The 16,662-nt window shown below is 62.8% G+C and carries 18 protein-coding genes; 8 read left to right on the plus strand and 10 right to left on the minus strand.

The annotated features are described in order from the left end of the window. Positions 1–180 precede the first annotated feature (180 nt). From KY459_14940 to KY459_14980, 9 genes are all read right to left on the minus strand, one after another. Positions 181–768: a hypothetical protein gene (locus KY459_14940; protein MBW3566005.1), complete on the minus strand. Its 588-nt coding sequence runs from the start codon at positions 766–768 to the stop codon at positions 181–183. A gap of 81 nt (positions 769–849) precedes the next feature. Continuing rightward, the gene (locus tag KY459_14945) at positions 850–1,911 is read right to left on the minus strand and encodes a class I SAM-dependent methyltransferase (GenBank protein ID MBW3566006.1); all 1,062 of its coding nucleotides are present in this window, start codon (positions 1,909–1,911) and stop codon (positions 850–852) included. Positions 1,912–1,933: 22 nt separating this feature from the next. Then, positions 1,934–2,395, minus strand: a complete 462-nt coding sequence (gene rplI, locus KY459_14950; GenBank protein ID MBW3566007.1) for a 50S ribosomal protein L9 — start codon at positions 2,393–2,395, stop codon at positions 1,934–1,936. Then, positions 2,376–3,362 carry a YybS family protein gene (locus KY459_14955; protein ID MBW3566008.1) on the minus strand — a complete coding sequence of 329 codons (987 nt, stop codon included), beginning with the start codon at positions 3,360–3,362 and terminating at the stop codon, positions 2,376–2,378. The genes rplI and KY459_14955 overlap by 20 nt, the downstream gene beginning before the upstream one ends. Positions 3,363–3,364: 2 nt before the next feature. Next, on the minus strand, positions 3,365–3,631 hold the full coding sequence (gene rpsR / locus KY459_14960) for a 30S ribosomal protein S18 (protein MBW3566009.1): 267 nt from the start codon (positions 3,629–3,631) through the stop codon (positions 3,365–3,367). A gap of 3 nt (positions 3,632–3,634) precedes the next feature. Further along, positions 3,635–4,189 carry a 30S ribosomal protein S6 gene (gene rpsF, locus KY459_14965; protein ID MBW3566010.1) on the minus strand — a complete coding sequence of 185 codons (555 nt, stop codon included), beginning with the start codon at positions 4,187–4,189 and terminating at the stop codon, positions 3,635–3,637. A gap of 163 nt (positions 4,190–4,352) precedes the next feature. Beyond that, complete coding sequence (mqnC, locus tag KY459_14970; GenBank protein ID MBW3566011.1) at positions 4,353–5,543, minus strand: dehypoxanthine futalosine cyclase; 1,191 nt, start codon at positions 5,541–5,543, stop codon at positions 4,353–4,355. Next, positions 5,543–6,352, minus strand: a complete 810-nt coding sequence (locus KY459_14975; GenBank protein MBW3566012.1) for a menaquinone biosynthesis protein — start codon at positions 6,350–6,352, stop codon at positions 5,543–5,545. Before KY459_14975 ends, mqnC begins: the two co-directional genes overlap by 1 nt. Before the next feature lie 66 nt (positions 6,353–6,418). Further along, positions 6,419–7,177, minus strand: a complete 759-nt coding sequence (locus KY459_14980) for an enoyl-CoA hydratase/isomerase family protein (GenBank protein MBW3566013.1) — start codon at positions 7,175–7,177, stop codon at positions 6,419–6,421. Between the two features lie 75 nt (positions 7,178–7,252). Between KY459_14980 and KY459_14985 the strand changes: the two genes are divergently transcribed. The 7 genes from KY459_14985 (at position 7,253) to KY459_15015 (ending at position 13,986) form a co-directional block, all read left to right on the plus strand. Beyond that, positions 7,253–8,836, plus strand: coding sequence for a PrsW family intramembrane metalloprotease (locus tag KY459_14985; protein MBW3566014.1), 1,584 nt, complete (start codon positions 7,253–7,255; stop codon positions 8,834–8,836). A 38-nt stretch (positions 8,837–8,874) separates the two neighbouring features. Continuing rightward, a complete protein-coding gene (locus KY459_14990) occupies positions 8,875–9,573 on the plus strand; it encodes a class I SAM-dependent methyltransferase (GenBank protein ID MBW3566015.1) in 699 nt (232 codons plus the stop codon). A gap of 456 nt (positions 9,574–10,029) precedes the next feature. Continuing rightward, a complete protein-coding gene (locus tag KY459_14995) occupies positions 10,030–10,908 on the plus strand; it encodes a hypothetical protein (GenBank protein ID MBW3566016.1) in 879 nt (292 codons plus the stop codon). A gap of 31 nt (positions 10,909–10,939) precedes the next feature. Continuing rightward, positions 10,940–11,542, plus strand: coding sequence for an RNA polymerase sigma factor (locus KY459_15000; protein MBW3566017.1), 603 nt, complete (start codon positions 10,940–10,942; stop codon positions 11,540–11,542). Beyond that, positions 11,539–11,985 carry a hypothetical protein gene (locus KY459_15005; protein ID MBW3566018.1) on the plus strand — a complete coding sequence of 149 codons (447 nt, stop codon included), beginning with the start codon at positions 11,539–11,541 and terminating at the stop codon, positions 11,983–11,985. Before KY459_15000 ends, KY459_15005 begins: the two co-directional genes overlap by 4 nt. A gap of 154 nt (positions 11,986–12,139) precedes the next feature. Then, a complete protein-coding gene (locus KY459_15010) occupies positions 12,140–13,135 on the plus strand; it encodes an SMP-30/gluconolactonase/LRE family protein (GenBank protein ID MBW3566019.1) in 996 nt (331 codons plus the stop codon). Between the two features lie 569 nt (positions 13,136–13,704). Beyond that, entirely contained in the window at positions 13,705–13,986 is a 282-nt protein-coding gene (locus tag KY459_15015; GenBank protein ID MBW3566020.1) for a hypothetical protein, read from the plus strand. Positions 13,987–14,118: 132 nt separating this feature from the next. Here KY459_15015 and KY459_15020 read toward each other — a convergent pair whose 3' ends face one another. Then, a complete protein-coding gene (locus tag KY459_15020) occupies positions 14,119–15,462 on the minus strand; it encodes a M28 family peptidase (protein MBW3566021.1) in 1,344 nt (447 codons plus the stop codon). A 145-nt stretch (positions 15,463–15,607) separates the two neighbouring features. On the opposite strand from KY459_15020, the gene rarD reads away from it, so the two are divergent. Then, positions 15,608–16,531: an EamA family transporter RarD gene (gene rarD, locus KY459_15025; protein ID MBW3566022.1), complete on the plus strand. Its 924-nt coding sequence runs from the start codon at positions 15,608–15,610 to the stop codon at positions 16,529–16,531. Positions 16,532–16,662 lie beyond the last annotated feature (131 nt).

A 16,662-nucleotide genomic window follows, 5' to 3' on the forward strand; every position in this document is an offset into this window, starting at 1 on the left:
GTGACCGGCGAGAACGCCTCCCGGACTCTCGATCGACAGCACCTGGGCGGAGAGATTCGTGGCGAGAAAGAGAGCGACGGGAACCAGCAGCGCGAGTCTTTTCATCGGACGGCGGACACTATCACCGCATGTCCCGCGATCGTCAAGGGCGGCCGGGGCTGATCTCATTGCCGAAGATCGTCAGCGCGTCGTCGAATCTTCCGGTGCGGGATTCTCCGGCTCGGGCTCGGACGGTTCGGGCTCGGCCGTTTCGTCCGCGAACAGCGACTCGACGGAGATGTCGTAAGGGTCGGAGCTCGACACCGAAACGACGCTTCCCGCTTCGCGCTCGAAGACGATTTGAATGATGTCGTACTCCGCGACTTCCGGGTAGAGATCGAGTGACGTGCGGGCAATCTCCCGGGCCTTCGACTCTTCGATCCCGTCGATCTCGAACTTCGGATTGGTGATCGTGATCCGGAGAGTCCTCGTGCCCCCGGCCTCGACATTCGATGCCGTCCCGATCGACGTTGCGGGATAGCGTGCGCTGAGCTCCCGGCTCAGATTGACCAGCGCGGCCATCTCCGAGCCGATCTCGGTCGCCTGATCCCTCGCCGAGCGGAACCACGAGCTCTCGAGGATTGCGTCGCGGTTCACGATGACGGCAACGCCGGCGGCAATGAGAATGAGGAAAAGGGTGATGCAGCCGATTCCCGCCCACTTCAGGCAGCCAATCCCTGAGACTGCGGGGCGTTGCGCGGGCGGATTGAGCGGTGTCTCGCCGTTCATGAGGAGAGTTTAACCCGGATCATTCATGAGGCGACGTCGCAGAGTTCGGAAGAAGCTGCCCTGCTCCAATCCGTCAGAACCTCAGCCGTCGTTCGAGAGAACCAGCCGAAAATCCTGCGGAGAATAAAGGATCTCGTTCAGCCGCTCGACCAGTGAGGCGATCTCCGGGGCGCCTTCGGGGAGAGAGATCATCTGGTCGGCCGGCCACGGGTGAACTTCATCCATCAGCGCGACCCCGAAGCCGTACTCCCGCCCGAGCGTCACGAGCGCGGCGGGATGCCGCGGAGCGAGATGCGAGGGATCCTTCCAGAAATCGGAGCCGGTCATCGCGAGCGACGAGGCATTCGGCGTTTCGATCACCAGCCGTCCTCCCCTCTGGAGAACCCTCGCCGCCTCGGCGAACAGACCGAAGAGCGCTTCGGTCGGGAGATGCTCGACGACGTGGATCGCCGCGACTGTGGAGACCGCATCGTCCTCGACAGAGGCGAGACACTCCGGAAGCCGTCCGATCTCTGCCGCCAGACCCTTTTCCTGAAGCTCGGCCACCGACCGCTCGTTCATGTCGAATCCCCGCGCGTCGATTCCTTCCTCGCGACAGACCTCGAGGAGCTCTCCCCGGCCGCAGCCGACGTCGATCAGCGGTTCCGACAGATACGGAAGGAGCTCGCGCATCGCCCTTCGGATCTCCGCGGGACTTCCGCGGAGGTGCTCCTCCAGCCGGCGGTAACTCCAGTCGTCTCGCAGTTGCTGCGACGCCTCCGGCCCGCTCAGTCGGGGCAGCGTCAGATCGCGGAAGCGGGAGAGGGCCGACTCGATCTTCTGGTCGAGCACCGCAAAAAGCGCGTCGTTCCGGTCGACGGCGATCGGCAGGATCGTATCGATCCGCTCGAGCGCGGCTGCGGCCTCTTCGACCCTGCGACGAATCGCTTCGACGTCCCGGTGGTGATCGGCGAGCATCTCGGTCAACGCGATGTTGTAGTTCCGCTGAACGGAGAGCTGCTCGCCGGCGATCAGTTTTCCGAAGAAGCGCCGGATGTCGTCGAGCAGGCCGCGGCGGGGCTTGGGAGAGAGATCTTCCTCCCAGACGCGCTTCCACCCTTCGATGCCGTCGGGCGGACCGTCGATGAACCTGCGCGAAGCCATTGATGCGCGGCCCGCGCCCCGCTCAGGCGCTCGCCTCTTCGGTCTCCGCCACGACCTCGATCTCGAGCGTCGCCTCGACACCGTGGTAGACCCGGACGTTCGCCTGGTGCACACCCGGCGTCTTGATCGCTTCGGCAGTCTCGATTCTTCTCTTGTCGATCTCGATCCCCTGCGCCGCGAGCGCTTCCGCGATCTCGACGTTGGTCACCGAGCCGTACAGGGTTCCTGTATCGCCGACCTTCTTGGTGATCTGGAGCTTCGTTTCGGAAATCCGCTCCGCCAGCTTCTCCGCCTCGGAGCGCTCCTTCTTCGTCAGCTCTTCCCACTTCTGCTTCTGTTGCTCGACGACCTTCAGGTTTCCTTCGGTCGCGACCTTCGCGAAGTTCTTCGGGAGAAGATAGTTTCGAGCGTAGCCATCGCGAACGTTGACGATGTCGCCGCGCTCTCCGAGTCCGTGAATCTCTTCAGTCAGTATCACTTTCATCGTCTTCACCTTTTTTCTTTGGTGTTCTGAAATCAAAGAATGAGTCAAACAGTCCGGTCAATGCCATCAGGAAGGGAACGATGCCGTTGATGAGCATCAGCGCCATCCCTCCCCAGATGAGCGTGGTCCCGACACGGCCGAGGGCAAGTCGAAGCGACATCGCCCGGAAGACCGCGAGGCCCTGGAGGAAATAGAGAAATGCGACGACCACGAGCACGTTGTAGCCGATCAGCCTGGCCGGCTCGGGAAGCACCGGCGAAAGACAGCCGGCCACGAATGCCACCAGCAGCCAGTCGGGAAGGCGAAGCTCCCGGAATCGGAGGCCCTCCGACCCGACTCCGGCGAGCTGAGTCCGCGAGATCACCAGCAGGCTCGCGACGAACATCGCGGCACACAGAACGAGATACAGCGATGGTACGAGATACCGTGCGAGAGTCGTCCACATCCTGGTGAACCGAGCCCGCTCGTCGCCGCTGGCACTGAAGGTCTCGAGAGCTTTCTCGGCGCCGGTCTCGATCTCGGAGGCCGCCCAGGCGCTCGGGGAGAAGTCGCCGACGACCCGGAAGCCTCCCTCCATGAGAGCGAGGCCGCCAGTCGCGACGACCACCGCGAGGGTAACCGCCGGCCCGAGCGAATACCCCCGCTGAATGGCCGCGACGACCGCGAGCGACGGAATCACCACCGCCACGATCAGCCGGACCACCCAAGCGAGAACCACGACCGCCCCGATCTCCGAAGCGATCGCTGCACCGAGCGTGAACAGCAGCACGCTCGCGATCGCTGCCACGATCGCGATGCCGCGCCATCCCATTCGCAGCCCCGCGCTGATGAAGGGAAGCGGTGCGAGAAGCTCGAAGAGAACGTAGATTGCAGCCGCAGCGACTCCGTGCAGACCCGCCGTCCGCCATCCGTTCTCTCCCCTCTGGCCCACGCCGGGCCGGGGCAGCTCCTCGACCGAATCCTGCATCGTCAGTCCGTCGTGAACGGAAGAAGAGCCATGATTCTCGCTCTCTTGATCGCGCCTTCGAGCTTCCGCTGATGGAGCGCACAGGTTCCCGAGATCCGCCTCGGAAGAATTTTTCCTCTCTCGGGGATGAAACCCTGGAGAAGTTTGACGTCCTTGAAATCGACGTACTCGATCTTCTCGACGCAGAACTTGCACACTCGCTTGCGGCGATAGAAGAACTTCTTTCCGCCTCCGCCGCCCCCACCTCTTTTTGGTCTTGGATTCGGCATGGCTTACTCCTCCTCACTCCCCGCATCGGCTTTCGATGCGGTCTCGGGCGCGGGTTCCGGCTTTGCAGCCGCCGGCTCAGGCTTCGCCGCGGCACGCTCGGGTTTCGCAGCCGCAGGCTCGGACGCGGCGGATGGCTCCTTCCGGTCGTCGGATGCGCCGCGAGCGGCCCTCCGCTCCTCGTCCCGGGTCGCTCGCGCGGCGGCTCGTTCCGCCTCGCGCTCGTCGGTGGACTTGACCGGGTACACACCCTTCTTCCGCGCGCGCTGTGTTTCGAGATCCGTCCGGACGATCATGTGACGCATGATCTTGTCCGAGTTCTTCATGCGGCGATCGAAGTCGTCGAGACTTCCCGGTGCGCCCTCGAAGACGAAGAGGTGATAGATCCCGTCGTTCTTCTTCTGAATCGGATAGGCGAGCCGGCGACGACCCCATGCGTCTTCGCTGACGGTCTTGACGCCACCGGTCTCGGCGATGCCGCGAAACTCGTCGATCGTCGCGGTTACGTCTCCCTCCTCGAGAGTCGGAGGGAGGATGAACAACACTTCGTAAGTGCCCAATGAGTCCTCCTTATGGCCTTCTGGAGCCCCGATCGGTCGGAGCCCAAGGAAGTAATGAATTGTGTGTCGCGAACCGGGGTGGTCCGGACAGACGACCAAACGCCGATGCACCGGCAAAATTCCGTCCAGCTCCCGGAGACGGGGTCGGGTCTGAACTTGGAACTTAACTCTGGATCCGCCCTATTTTTCGCTTGATTCCGGAGTTAAGTTCCAAGTTCAGACCCGACCCCGTCTCCGCCCCGGCAAGCTCGCGAACCCGATGACCGGTTCCTTCTTCGACCCAGCCGTCGTAGAGAGTGAGCCGCTGCACCGGTTCGTAGCCGCTCTGCCTGATGAGACGCTTCATCTCTTCGGTCGTCACGTGATTCTCCGCACCCGCCGCCGCCACGACATTCTCCTCGATCATGATCGAGCCCATGTCGTTCGCTCCGAACTTCAGCGCGAGCTGGCCGATCCCGAGACCTTGCGTCACCCACGACGACTGAATCGAGCGGATGTTGTCCATGTAGAGCCGTGCGAGTGCCTGATGCCGGAGGTACGACACGCCGTCTTCTTCCTCGATCTCCTGCATCTCGGTGTTTTCGCGTTGAAAGGTCCACGCGATGAAAGCGGTGAATCCGCCCGTCTCATCCTGCAGGTCCCTGACCCGCCGCATGTGCTCGATCCGGTGCTCCGGCTTTTCGCCCTGCCCATACATCATCGTCGCGGTCGTCCTGAGGCCGAGCTCGTGACCGGTTCTCATGACGTCGAGCCATCCGGCCGTCGATGCTTTCGGGTAGGAAAGGCTCGCGAGCCTGATCTCGTCGACCAGAATCTCCGCCCCTCCTCCGGGGATCGATTGCAGGCCCGCTTCGATCAGCGCCCCGATCACCTCGCGAAGCGGCTTCTTAGTCATTCTGGAAATGAAGAGGATCTCCGGCGGCGAGAACGCATGGCGATGGACCTCGGGAAACTCCTCGCGCATCCAGCTCAGCAGATCGGTGTAGTACTCGAGCGGCAGATCCGGATGAACCCCACCCTGGAGAAGGACGCCCGTCCCGCCGAGCTCGACCGTCTCACGGATCTTCTGCCGAAGCTCGTCTCTCGTGAGGAGATACGATTCCGGATCGCCCGGCTTGCGGTAGAACGCGCAGAAGCGGCACTTGTAGACGCAGACGTTGGTGTAGTTGATGTTCCGGTCGACGATGAAGGTGACCACCTTCGGATCGTTCAGCCGGTTGCGGACGATGTTCGCGGCCTGACCGAGCTCGAGCAGGTCGGCTTCCCGAAGCAGCGTCAACGCCTCGTCGTCGTCGATCCGTCCTCCGTCGATCGCCTTCCGGAGAATCTCGCGCGCGCGTCCCTCTGTCTTCATCAGCTCAGCCATTCGATCTCCTGGGGATTTTCGACCAGACCGTACTCGATCGCAAGCGAATGAAATCTAGCGAGAGCCCGCCGCTCGTCCGCTCCAAGATCGTAATGCAGCGCCGAATCGAAATATTCAGCGAGCTCCGGTTCGGGAAGACCGAGCTCGGCAGCAGCCTCCGCGACGATCTCGGGCAGCGACGCCAGCCCCTTCGCGCGGCTCCGCATCAGCAGATCGATCAGATCCGTTCCGTTCTCCCCGATCCTGTCGGCGCGCCCTGCCCAGAGCGCGAACACGAACGGCTCGCCCACCATCCTGTTCCATTCGGCGGCGAGATCGATCGCAGTGACGCCCGACTCGGTCTGTCGAACCTTCAGCGCCGGGTCTCCGATCACGACCTCCGCATCATGACCTTCGAGAAAATTGCGAGGTCCATGCTCCGCGGGATCGAACCGGATCGCCTCGAGCCGGTCGCGACCGAGGCGCTCGCCGAGAAGGATTCGCGTGAGCGCGACTGAGGAACGCGAGGCCGGATCGAGCGCCACTGACTGGATCTCCTCGAACGGCACCCGCGTGACCAGCAGCACGCTTCGCACCTCCGCCCGGGACGCGATGCAGATCCCGGGTACCGCCATCAGACCCGGAATCCGTACGAGATCGATCGCCGGGACGAGCCCGACGTCGACCGATCCGTCGGCGACCAGATCGGAGCATCTCGCCGGTGAGGTGAACTGGTACTCGACGTCGCCGGCCGGTTCGCGGACGAGTCCCCACCACAGCGGTCGGGCATTCAGAAATCGGATCAATCCGTATCTCACGGCGGGGAGTCTATTCGAGAGACGGTATTTCGAGCGTCGGTGTTCGACGCACGACCGGATCCGGCATCAGTCTCCGGTCCAGGAAGGCTCGCGACGCTCCATGAACGCCTCGACGCCTTCTTTCGCGTCGTGCGTCTTCATCAGCTCTTCGAGATAGAGGTGCTCGATCTCGGCGAGGCGCTTTTCGAAGACGTCGTGCGCGGCCATCCGGGTTGCCCTCTTCGCGAACCACAGCGACGAGCGGCTGTGCCGGGAGATTCTCCGGAGCCACTCGTCGGCCGCCTCGTGGAACTCGTCGTCGGGAAAAACCGCGTTGACGAGGCCGCAGTCGTAGGCTCTGCGAGCCGTGATCGGCTCGCCGCTGACGAGCATTTCGAACCCGATCCTCGAGGGGATCTGATGGGTCAGCTGAAACGATGCGACCGGAGGAAAGACCCCAAGCTTGATCTCGGGAAGCCCGAACGTCGCTTTTTCCGACGCGAGGACGAGGTCGCACGCCAGCGCGAGCTCGCAACCTCCGCCGAGAGCCGGACCGTCGACGAGCCCGACCGTCACGAGCCCGATCCTGTACATCCTGATGAAGCACTCGTGAAACGTTCGGAGCATCTTTGCGACGAGCTCTTCGGTGTGCTCCTGAACGCTTGCACCGGCGCTGAACGCCTTCCCCTCCTCAGAAGAGATGACGAGCAGTGCCTTGTCGTCACCCACACGATCCAGCTTCGAACGGAACTCTTCGAGAAGCTCGATGTCGAGGATGTGCAGCGGAGGGTTCGTCAGGGTGATTCGATAGGCGTTTTCAGTCTCCTCGAGACGGACCTTGCTCATCGAGGCGATCATTACAGAAACGAAGGCCTTTCACAACGTCCCGCGACGCCGCGCAGAGGCGGCTATGATTCCCGGATGGTCTCGCTGCTGCGGCACCGGCTTCGTCACAATCGGGCTCTGCGAGGCCTGCTCGTTCAGGTGGCGGTTCTCCTTCTGGTCTCGGCCGCGATGGCATGGGTCGCGTGGTTCACATCGCTCACCGGAGACAGCCCGGAGGAAACCGCCGCGAGACTCTCCGAACGCGGGCTCTACTCGAAGGCGGACGCCATCTATCGCGAGCTGCTCGTCTTGCCGGGAGCCGGAACGAGAGTGATGATCGCGTTCGTCGACAATCGCGCGACGGCTCTCGCTCACACCGGCACTCTTCCCGGATCCCACGCGAGCGCGATCGAGGTGCTTCAGCATCCGGACCTCAGCGAGGGAACGACGACGCTCGGAACCTTCTGGTACGGGGCGAGAGTTCTGCAGGTCGACCCCGATCCGGCGCCCGTCGAAGCGCTTGCGTCGGCGAATCCCCCGCATCGATATGCGCACCGGCTCCTCGGTCGTGCCGCGTTCGCCGACGGCGATCTGGAGAGCGCGGCATCGCACTTCGAGCGGGAGGGGATGAGTTTTCAGGATCCCACCGACCTCCAAAACGCCCTTGCGATTCGTTTCGAGCTCGAGGACTGGGATTGGATCCGTGCACGTCTGAACGATCCTCGCTGGGCTCCGGCCGTCGGAATGACCGAGCGTGTCCGCCTCGCCATACACGATCGAAACTGGCCCGCGGTTCTGCTTCTGATCTGGCCCTCGGGATTCGAGGGAACCCGTCTGTGGCCCGCGTTCCTCGCCCTCGTCGCGGCGGCCCTCTGGTTCACGATCGGAGCCCGGATGGGGCTCGCGAGACAACGGGTCCCCGGCCGCACCCGCCTCTACGTGCTCGCCTTCATCCTCGGCATACTGAGCATCTACCCGACGCTGGTACTGATCCTCATCGAGGACGAGATTCTCGGTTTCACACGGACCGGCGCGCCCGTCCCCGACGCGATCTTTTTCGTATTCGGGGTGGGCCTTCGCGAGGAGCTGTGCAAGTTTCTGGCGTTTCTCGTTCTGATGCCGCTGCTGAGAAAGCGGCGATCACGGGTGGAGGCGCTGATCTGCGGAGCGATGGTCGGGCTCGGCTTCGCGGCCGAGGAGAATCTCGGCTACTTCCATGACTTCTCCCTCTCGATCGCCATCGCCCGATTCCTCACCGCCAACTTCCTCCACATGGCGCTCACCGGTCTGGTGGCGGTCGCGTACTGGGACGGAGCTCGCGCTCGTGAGCCGCTCGAGCGAATCGACGTGGTCTTCGCTCTCGCCGTTGTTCTTCACGGCGCATACGACTTCTTTCTCAGCACCGACGTGCTCGGTCCGAGCTCGCCACTCTTCGCAATCATCGTCTTCATCGTCGTCGCTCACCGATTCCTTCGGGAGCTGACGACGATGGTTGCAATGGAAGATCGCGGCGCGGTTCTCAGGGTGTTCGTCCTCTGCCTCACGATCCTCGCGGGCGTCTCGTACGTCTACGCCGCATCGTGGGTCGGACCACTGAGGGCCATTGCTCTGATTGCCGAGGGACTGCTGGGTGTGGCGATTCTGATCATCATGTTTTTCTACGAGCTCGCTCCCGACTGAGCGGCGTCCCACCCGTCTCCGTGTAGCATGCCTTCCGGATGCGCTCGACGGAACCAACGCTGAACCCACGATGGAACGAGCCGGAGCAGGTCGCCGACTTTGCGGCGCGTGAGCCGGATCTCCGGCTGGTGTCGATCGTCGACGCGATGGAGGATCCCGGCTCGGTTCGATTCCTTGATCTCGGATGCGCAGCGGGGCGGAACACGGTTTTTCTCGCCGAGCGTGGATGCGACGTTCACGCGACGGATCTCTCCCGCCCGATGGTCGAGGAGACGACGCGAAGGCTTGCAACGACCGTGGGAAAAGCCGAGGCGCTCAGGAGGGTCCATCTTCTTCCGATGACGGATCTTTCCCGGTTCACGGATCGCTCCTTCGATTTCATCATCGCGCTCGGTATCTACCAGCAGGCGACGAGTCTCGAGGAATGGGACCTCGCGATTGGCGAGACCGCGCGTGTTCTCCGCCCCGGAGGGCTGCTTCTCGTCGCTCACTTCGGAGTCGGAACCGACCTGACCGGACGTCACGGCCATCCCATCGAATCTCCGAACGTCTACGAGATTCGCGAAGGGCACCCCAGTGTTCTCTTCGATGCGGCGGAGCTCGACGCGAGGCTCGCAGACCATGGGTTCGACCCGCTCGAGCCAACCGAGACAGTGACGAAACCGCACGAGGGCGGCGGCCAGCGGGTCACCCTGAACGCTTTCCATGTGCGGCGGACGGATCGCGAGCACCGCTGATCGAAAGGATCCTCGATGTGCGAACCCGACCCGGACGTTCCTGAACCCGAGCTCGCGCTACCGTACCACCGGGAGGGCGAGCCTCCGGCGAGCCGCGATTCTTGAACAGGCCACCTGAAACCCGCGCCGTTCCCAAGCCCCGGGAGGGCGAGGCGCCTGCCGAGCCGCACGGGAGAACGCCACCGTAAAGTCGCCTTAAACCGATCTTCCATCAGCCAACTCTCGATCTCTTCCCTGAACGAACATTCTGCCATCTCGCGACGGTGCGGCTCAGCAGGAGCTTCGCCCTCCCGGTGAAATGTTGCATCGCGCAAGCTCGTCCCGCGCCCCTGACGCCGTGAGAGCAAAGGACTGCCGGGCCGCACAATCCAAAGAGGTCGCTTGGCTGATCTTCCGTTGTTTCGTCCACCATGCGGGACCCGGTGCGTATTAGCGGGTAACGGAGGCCACACAGCCATGAACGGCAAGCTCAAAATCCTTCTGACGACGTCACTTCTGCTCTTCTCATTCGGACTCTTCGCGCAGGAGACCGAGACCCCCGCTCCCGAGACGACGACCACAACCGCGCCGGAGAGCCAGGACGCCCCGGCCCCCGAACAGCCCGAGCTTCGCAGCAGCTACGACATTCGGACCGAGCTCCACCAGATCCTGCGACGGAGTCCCCCGGCGCTGACCACCGTTCTCCAGCTCGATCCGACGCTGCTCTCGAATCCCGACTATCTTTCGACCTACCCACAGCTCGGAGCATTTCTCGAGCAGCACCCGGAGATCCGGCACGATCCGAAGTTCTACCTCGGCGACCCCACCCCCCCCCGCCCGGAAAGTCTCCTCGGGGAAGTGGTCGAGAGTCTGGCGATCATGGCGACGTTTCTCATCGTGGCACTCGCGATCGTGTGGCTGATCCGGACGATCATCGAGCAGCGGCGGTGGTCGCGGCTTTCCCGCACGCAGAGCGAGGTTCACAACAAGATCCTGGACCGGTTCACGACGAACGAGGAGCTGATCGCCTACGTCGGAACCCCGGCGGGACGAAAGTTTCTCGAGTCGGCACCCATCAACGTCCAATCGCAGGCGCCTAAGAATCTGCCGGTGACGCGCATTCTCTGGTCGGTTCAGCTCGGAGTCGTCATCGTCGCGGGCGCGATCGGACTGTCGGTCGTGAGCGGGCTCGGATTCGCCGCCGAGGAATCGCAGTCGCTTCTCGCAATGGGCGTCATTGCAGCCTGCCTCGGCGCTGGATTCATCGGCTCAGGCTTCCTCTCCCTCTATCTGTCGCGAAGGCTGGGCCTGTGGGAATCTACAGAGCCTTCCCCCGCGTCCTCGGAGCTCCTTTGACCCCGCAGCCCGACATGAGAAGATTCGAACGATGAGCATCCAACTGGCCTTGTCCGAACTCACTCTCTCCAGGGCGACCGACCGCGAAGAGACCGGCTTTGCCATGGATGAATCAGAATTCCGGGCGTTCTACGAACGAACCGCACGACCTCTCTGGGCATATCTGATGCGCACCACCGGAAGCCACGACCTCGCGGACGACCTGCTCCAGGAGGCCTACTTCCGATTCCTCCGGGCTGGTGCAACTCATCAGAATGAGTCGCACAGACGAAACTCTCTCTTCCAGATTGCGACGAACCTGATGCGTGATTCGGGACGCCGTTCGAGAAAGCGACAGCAGGTTTCGCTGTCGGATACCGCTGAATCGCAGGTGGAAGACCGGAAGACGGCTGACCTCGCCTCGAGCACCGAGTCCAGAACCGATCTCGCGCAGGCGATGGAGCAGCTCGATCCGATCCAGCGGCAGATTCTGTGGCTCGCCTACGTCCAGGGCGATTCGCACGACGAGATCGCCGCCGTGCTCGGGCTGCGAAGCATCAGCATCCGAACACTCCTCCTCCGCGCCCGGCGAAAGCTCGCCGGAATCCTCGGTGAGGATTACCGAATCCGCCGTTCGCTGGAGAGTGGATCATGAGCCGCCAGTGTGCGCGTGAAACGGATCTGCTGGACGCCCTGCAGGCGGGATACGTCACGACGGAGCTCTCGCATCATCTGGAGGAGTGCGCCGACTGCCGCGACCTCGAGGCGATCGCCGGCGCGCTTCTCGACGATCGGGCGACCACCCTGTCGGAAGCCCGGATCCCCTCCTCGGGAACGATGTGGTGGCGGATGCAGATCCGGCTTCGCGGCGATGCCGAGACCAGGACCCGCCGGGCACTCGTTTTCGGCCAGGGGATCACGCTTCTCGTCGCTGTAGGATTGATCGTGACCCTGCTCGGCGACTGGCTCCTCCCCGAGATCACCGCCATTTTCAGCGGGATCTCACTCACGACTCCGATCGTCACCCTCTCCGTGCTGGCCGTGCTCGCGCTGATCGCGGTGCCGGTCGCAGGCTGGATCGTCGTCCATCGGGACTGACGCCTTCCGCCGCCATACCAGGACTCCCAGCATCTCCGACGATATGATCTCCTTCGTCGCCGGTCTCGACAGCCGGTGGTCGATGCCCCGCTTGCAGTCGGGAGAGCGGTACCGCCATTGCAGAAGCGGGAAACTCGAAACTAAGGAGAAGAAAATGTCACTGAGATCCTCACTCGTGATTTCGATGATCGCCGTTCTGTCCATCGCGTGCGGCGAGAGCGAAGAAGTCGCTGATCCGATATCGTCGGTCATCCGGACGGAGCCGCCCGTCGATTTCGAGACGGCGGCAACGCTCTCCGAAGGATTCCAGACCCCCGAGTCGGTCCTGTACGACGCGGAACAGGATGTCTATTTCGTGAGCAACATCAACGGCTCCCCGCTCGAGACCGATGGCAACGGTTACATTTCCCGGATCGATGGGGACGACCGCGAGGTCCGGTCGAAGTGGATCGACGGAACGGCGGAAGGAGTCGCTCTCGATGCTCCGAAGGGGATGGCCATCATCGGTGATGAGCTCTGGGTCACCGACATCACGCGCATTCGAAGATTCGATAGGAGGTCGGGCGTTCCGGCCGGAGCGATCGAGATTCCGGGCGCCACATTCATGAACGATCTCGCCGCCGGACCGGACGACACGGCCTACGCGTCCGACAGCGGTATGAAACTCGGGGCGTCGGGGTTCGAATCAACGGGAACTGATGCCATCTACCGGATCTCCCCCGAGGGTGAGGTGAGCCAGGTCGTCGCCAGCACCGATCTGAACGGACCGAACGGTATCCTCGTGGACGGATCCAACGTCTGGGCAGTCAGCTTCAGCAGCAACGAGCTCTACCGCGTCGACGGAGGGTCGAAAGCGGACACCGTGACGCTCCCCTCCGGCGGACTCGACGGCATCGCTGCCACCCGGGATGGCCGCATCTTCGTCTCCTCCTGGGAAGGAGAGACGATCTACGAGCGGACTGGAGACGGAGAATTCGTCCCGCTGATCGAGAACCTGCAGTCACCCGCAGACATCGGATTCGACTCACGACGGGATCTGCTGCTGATTCCCCTCTTCGAGCTCAATCAGGTCGAGATCCGCCCGGTTTCAAACGGCTCGAGCGGAGCCGCTACCGCGACGACCACCGATACCCCTTCCTCGACGCAGTAAGCGCACAGCCGGCAGTTTGCGGCCACGTCATTCTGAGCCCGGCGAAGCGCGGGCGAAGAATCTGGGCGGGGGTTCGTGAGTCACCACTGACAGGCACTGATCACGCTGGTTCACGACCGCCCCCCAGATCCTTCACCGTCCTTCGGCGGTTCAGGATGAAACGACCACGAAATTGCGTGGACTTCGACCTTTTGCAGCGCTTCGCTTGGCCTGATGTCCCACCCTGCAAGGTCCCTCGCTTGCCCACCCGACCGCCCGCTCGGGACGACGTCGGTTTGAGCATGGGGTGCGGACTTTTGCGGGCTCCATTTTTCATTTCCGATCACCGGCGCGTAGCGTCGATCATTTGCTCAGGATGACGTGGGTTTGTTTGTGGCGAGAGCAAACGATCCGGCCCCACGTCACGTTGACTTACGACACCCGCTCTCGCGGTTAACGTGAACGCGCCGCAGGAGCATGTCCACAGTGCCTATCAATCGGTAACCCGACCGCTCTCCCTCCGATGACTCCCCGACTGGAAGATTGCGATGTAGCTTGGACCTGCCTGCTTTTTGACATCGGAGGGCGCCATGAAAAATTTTCTCGTAGCAGTCGTAGTCGTCGGTGCAATCGTCGGGTTCAAGGCCTACAGCTTCAATGAGTCCAGGAACGAGGTTCGAGAGCATCTGATCGAGATTTGCGAGGGCGACCGGCCATGCGAGGTCGTCGTCACCGATCATTTCGACACCTGCTTCGCTCAGAGCTCCACGGCTCCCGGACGTCGCCATGCGGGTAGCCTCGACGGGCCGGCCCTGGCGAAATGTCTCAACGAAAAAGCCGGTCAGGAGCTGTTCGTCTTCGACGAAGAGTAGCGCGCGAAAGCCCGGGGCAGGATTCGGGCTTCAGGCGGGAGAACCTTCTGCCCCGAGCGGAACCGGATGAGCTCGCTCCGCCCCGTCTGAAGCCCGGACCATGCCTCAGCACACGTTCGTGCGGCCGACCCCTCAGCGTGTCGGCGTTGGAAAGACGACGACGCTCTCGTGACCCTTGTCCGAAACCGAGGCCACTCCGAAGTAGTAGTTGTCGACGACGAGGTTCGTCATCTCCTTGGACGTTGCTTTCCCGACCCACGTCCAGTGATCCCATGTGGGAGAAGTCGTCAGCCGCCAGTAGACCTTGTAACCCGCCAGTCCCTCCCCTTCGCTAGCACTCCAGGCGAGCCGCGCGGAGGGCTCCACCGCGCCGGCGATCGTGACATTCGACGGAGGTGGCGGCGCCCAGGCGAGAGATGCCAGCGTGGCGACGTTGAGTGCGGTCAGCTTGCGCGCGTAATCGAAGTTGACGCCTTCGATCACGTCGCCGTACTCGATGCCATCCTCGGTTCTGAGATCCTGATGCTGCCGCGTGTAGTCCTCGTTGGTCTCCATGATCCGGACACCCGGAAAGCCGGCGTCGTTGAACGGGCGATGGTGACCTCCGCGCCCGAAACGGTCGAGCCGGTAGATCATCATCGTGTCGAGATCCGGGAAGTGACGATCCGCGATCGCGTCGACGTAGCGCGCGAGCTGTCGCGACGGGCTGTCCACTTCGCCGCCGAAGAATCGCATTCTCCGGAGCTCCTCTTCCGTGGTTCCCGCGGCGGGGCTTTCCGAGAAGACACGGGCGGTGGTGTTGTCGATGACTCCGTTGATGCCGGAGATGTTGCCGATCATGTCGTTGTTGAGTACAGCTTCGATCGTCCAACCCTCGGCTTTGGCGACCCGGGCCATCTCCCGTCCTCCGAAGAGTCCCTGTTCTTCGCCCGAGAGTCCGGCGAGGATGATCGACTTCGAGAAGCGATGCTTCGACAGCACTCGGGCAGCTTCGATCGCGCCCGCCATCCCGCTCGCGTTGTCGTTCGCTCCAGGGGAATCGGAAGTGCCGTCGAGCGGGTCGGTGACGCGCGAATCGATGTCGCCGCTCATGATCACGTAGCGGTCGGGAAATTCGGTGCCCCTCAGGATTGCGAAGACGTTCACGATCTCAGTCCGGTTGGGAATCCGCGGCTCACCTTCGACGAACGAGCTCTGCACGACCATCTCGAGACATCCTCCGCAGTCATTCGAGATTCGCCGGAACTCCGCCTCGATCCAGCGGCGCGCCGCTCCGATGCCACGTGTATCCGACTCCGTCTCGGAGAGGGTGTGCCGGGTCCCGAAGCTGACGAGCTTTTCGATGTCGGCCTCGATGCGCTCGGCCGACACGGCGCTGATCAGCTGCGCGATACGAGGGTCGACCTGGTCGGGGACCGGCTGCGCGAGGGTTGGAACGGTGGCGAGGAGCAGGAACGACAGGAGTGCGTGTCTCATCCCAACATCTTACCCCCGGCTTTCGCATTTCGGATGACCGTCGGGCGTCAGCCCTCGTCCGCTACGGCTAACCTTCGCGGCCTTGCCTGGCTCTCAGGACCGAAAGCCGAAATTCGCGGAGGGTTTTCCGGTTTGCTCGCGGGCAATGAATACGCGCCACGACCCGGAATCCCGTCGCGGAGTCCTCTTTGCCGCCGGGGCCTACGTCCTCTGGGGACTCCTTCCGGTCTACTGGAAAGCGCTCATCGCGGCGAGCCCGACCGAGATCCTCGCCCACCGAATGGTGTGGTCGCTCGTCTTCGTCGTTCTCATCCTGGCGGTCCGGCAAAATCTCGCCTGGCTCGGACCCGCGCTCCAAGACCGGAGAACGCTGCTCACCTTTTCCGTGTCCTCGGTGCTCCTCTCGGTCAACTGGGGGATCTACATCTGGGCCGTCAATACCGGGCACATCGTCGAGACCAGTCTCGGTTACTTCATCTCTCCCCTTCTGATCTCGCTCCTCGGGATGCTCTTTCTGCGGGAACGGTTGCGCCCTCTCCAGATCGGAGCGTTCGCGCTCGCACTCGTCGGCGTGCTCTGGCTGACCTTTTCGCACGGCGAGTTTCCCTGGATCGCACTCTCGCTCGCGGGGACCTGGGGGGTGTACGGCCTGATCCGGAAGACCGCTTCGCTCGGCTCGCTTCAGGGACTGACCGTCGAGACCCTCGTGGTACTCCCGTTCGCGATCCTCTATCTCCTCTACCTCGAATATGTCGGAGTCGGAACCTTCGGCCATCTGGGGGCCGGTTTCACGCTGCTTCTGGTGTCGGTCGGGATCGCCACCGCTACGCCGCTTCTCCTTTTCGCTTCGGCGGCCAGACGCGTCACCCTGACGACCGTCGGTCTGATGCAGTACATCGCACCGACGATCCAGTTTCTGATCGGCACGCTGGTGTACGGCGAGGTCGTATCGCAGTCGAAGCTGCTCGGATTCGTATTCGTCTGGACGGGACTCCTGATCTATTCAGTCGAAGCCGTCTATCAGTCGACCAGGATCGCGGGCGTGGGTCAGGCTACCCCGGCGGAGTGAGAAAAGAAGAGTGAAGAGTGAAGAGTGAAGAGTGAAGAGTGAAGAGTGAAGAGTGAAGAGTGAAGAGTGAAGAGTGAAGAGTGAAGAGTGAAGAGTGAAGAGTGAAGAGTGAAGAGTGAAGAGTGAAGAGT

Source organism: Acidobacteriota bacterium, from assembly GCA_019347945.1.
Taxonomy (GTDB): Bacteria; Acidobacteriota; Thermoanaerobaculia; order Gp7-AA8; family JAHWKK01; genus JAHWKK01.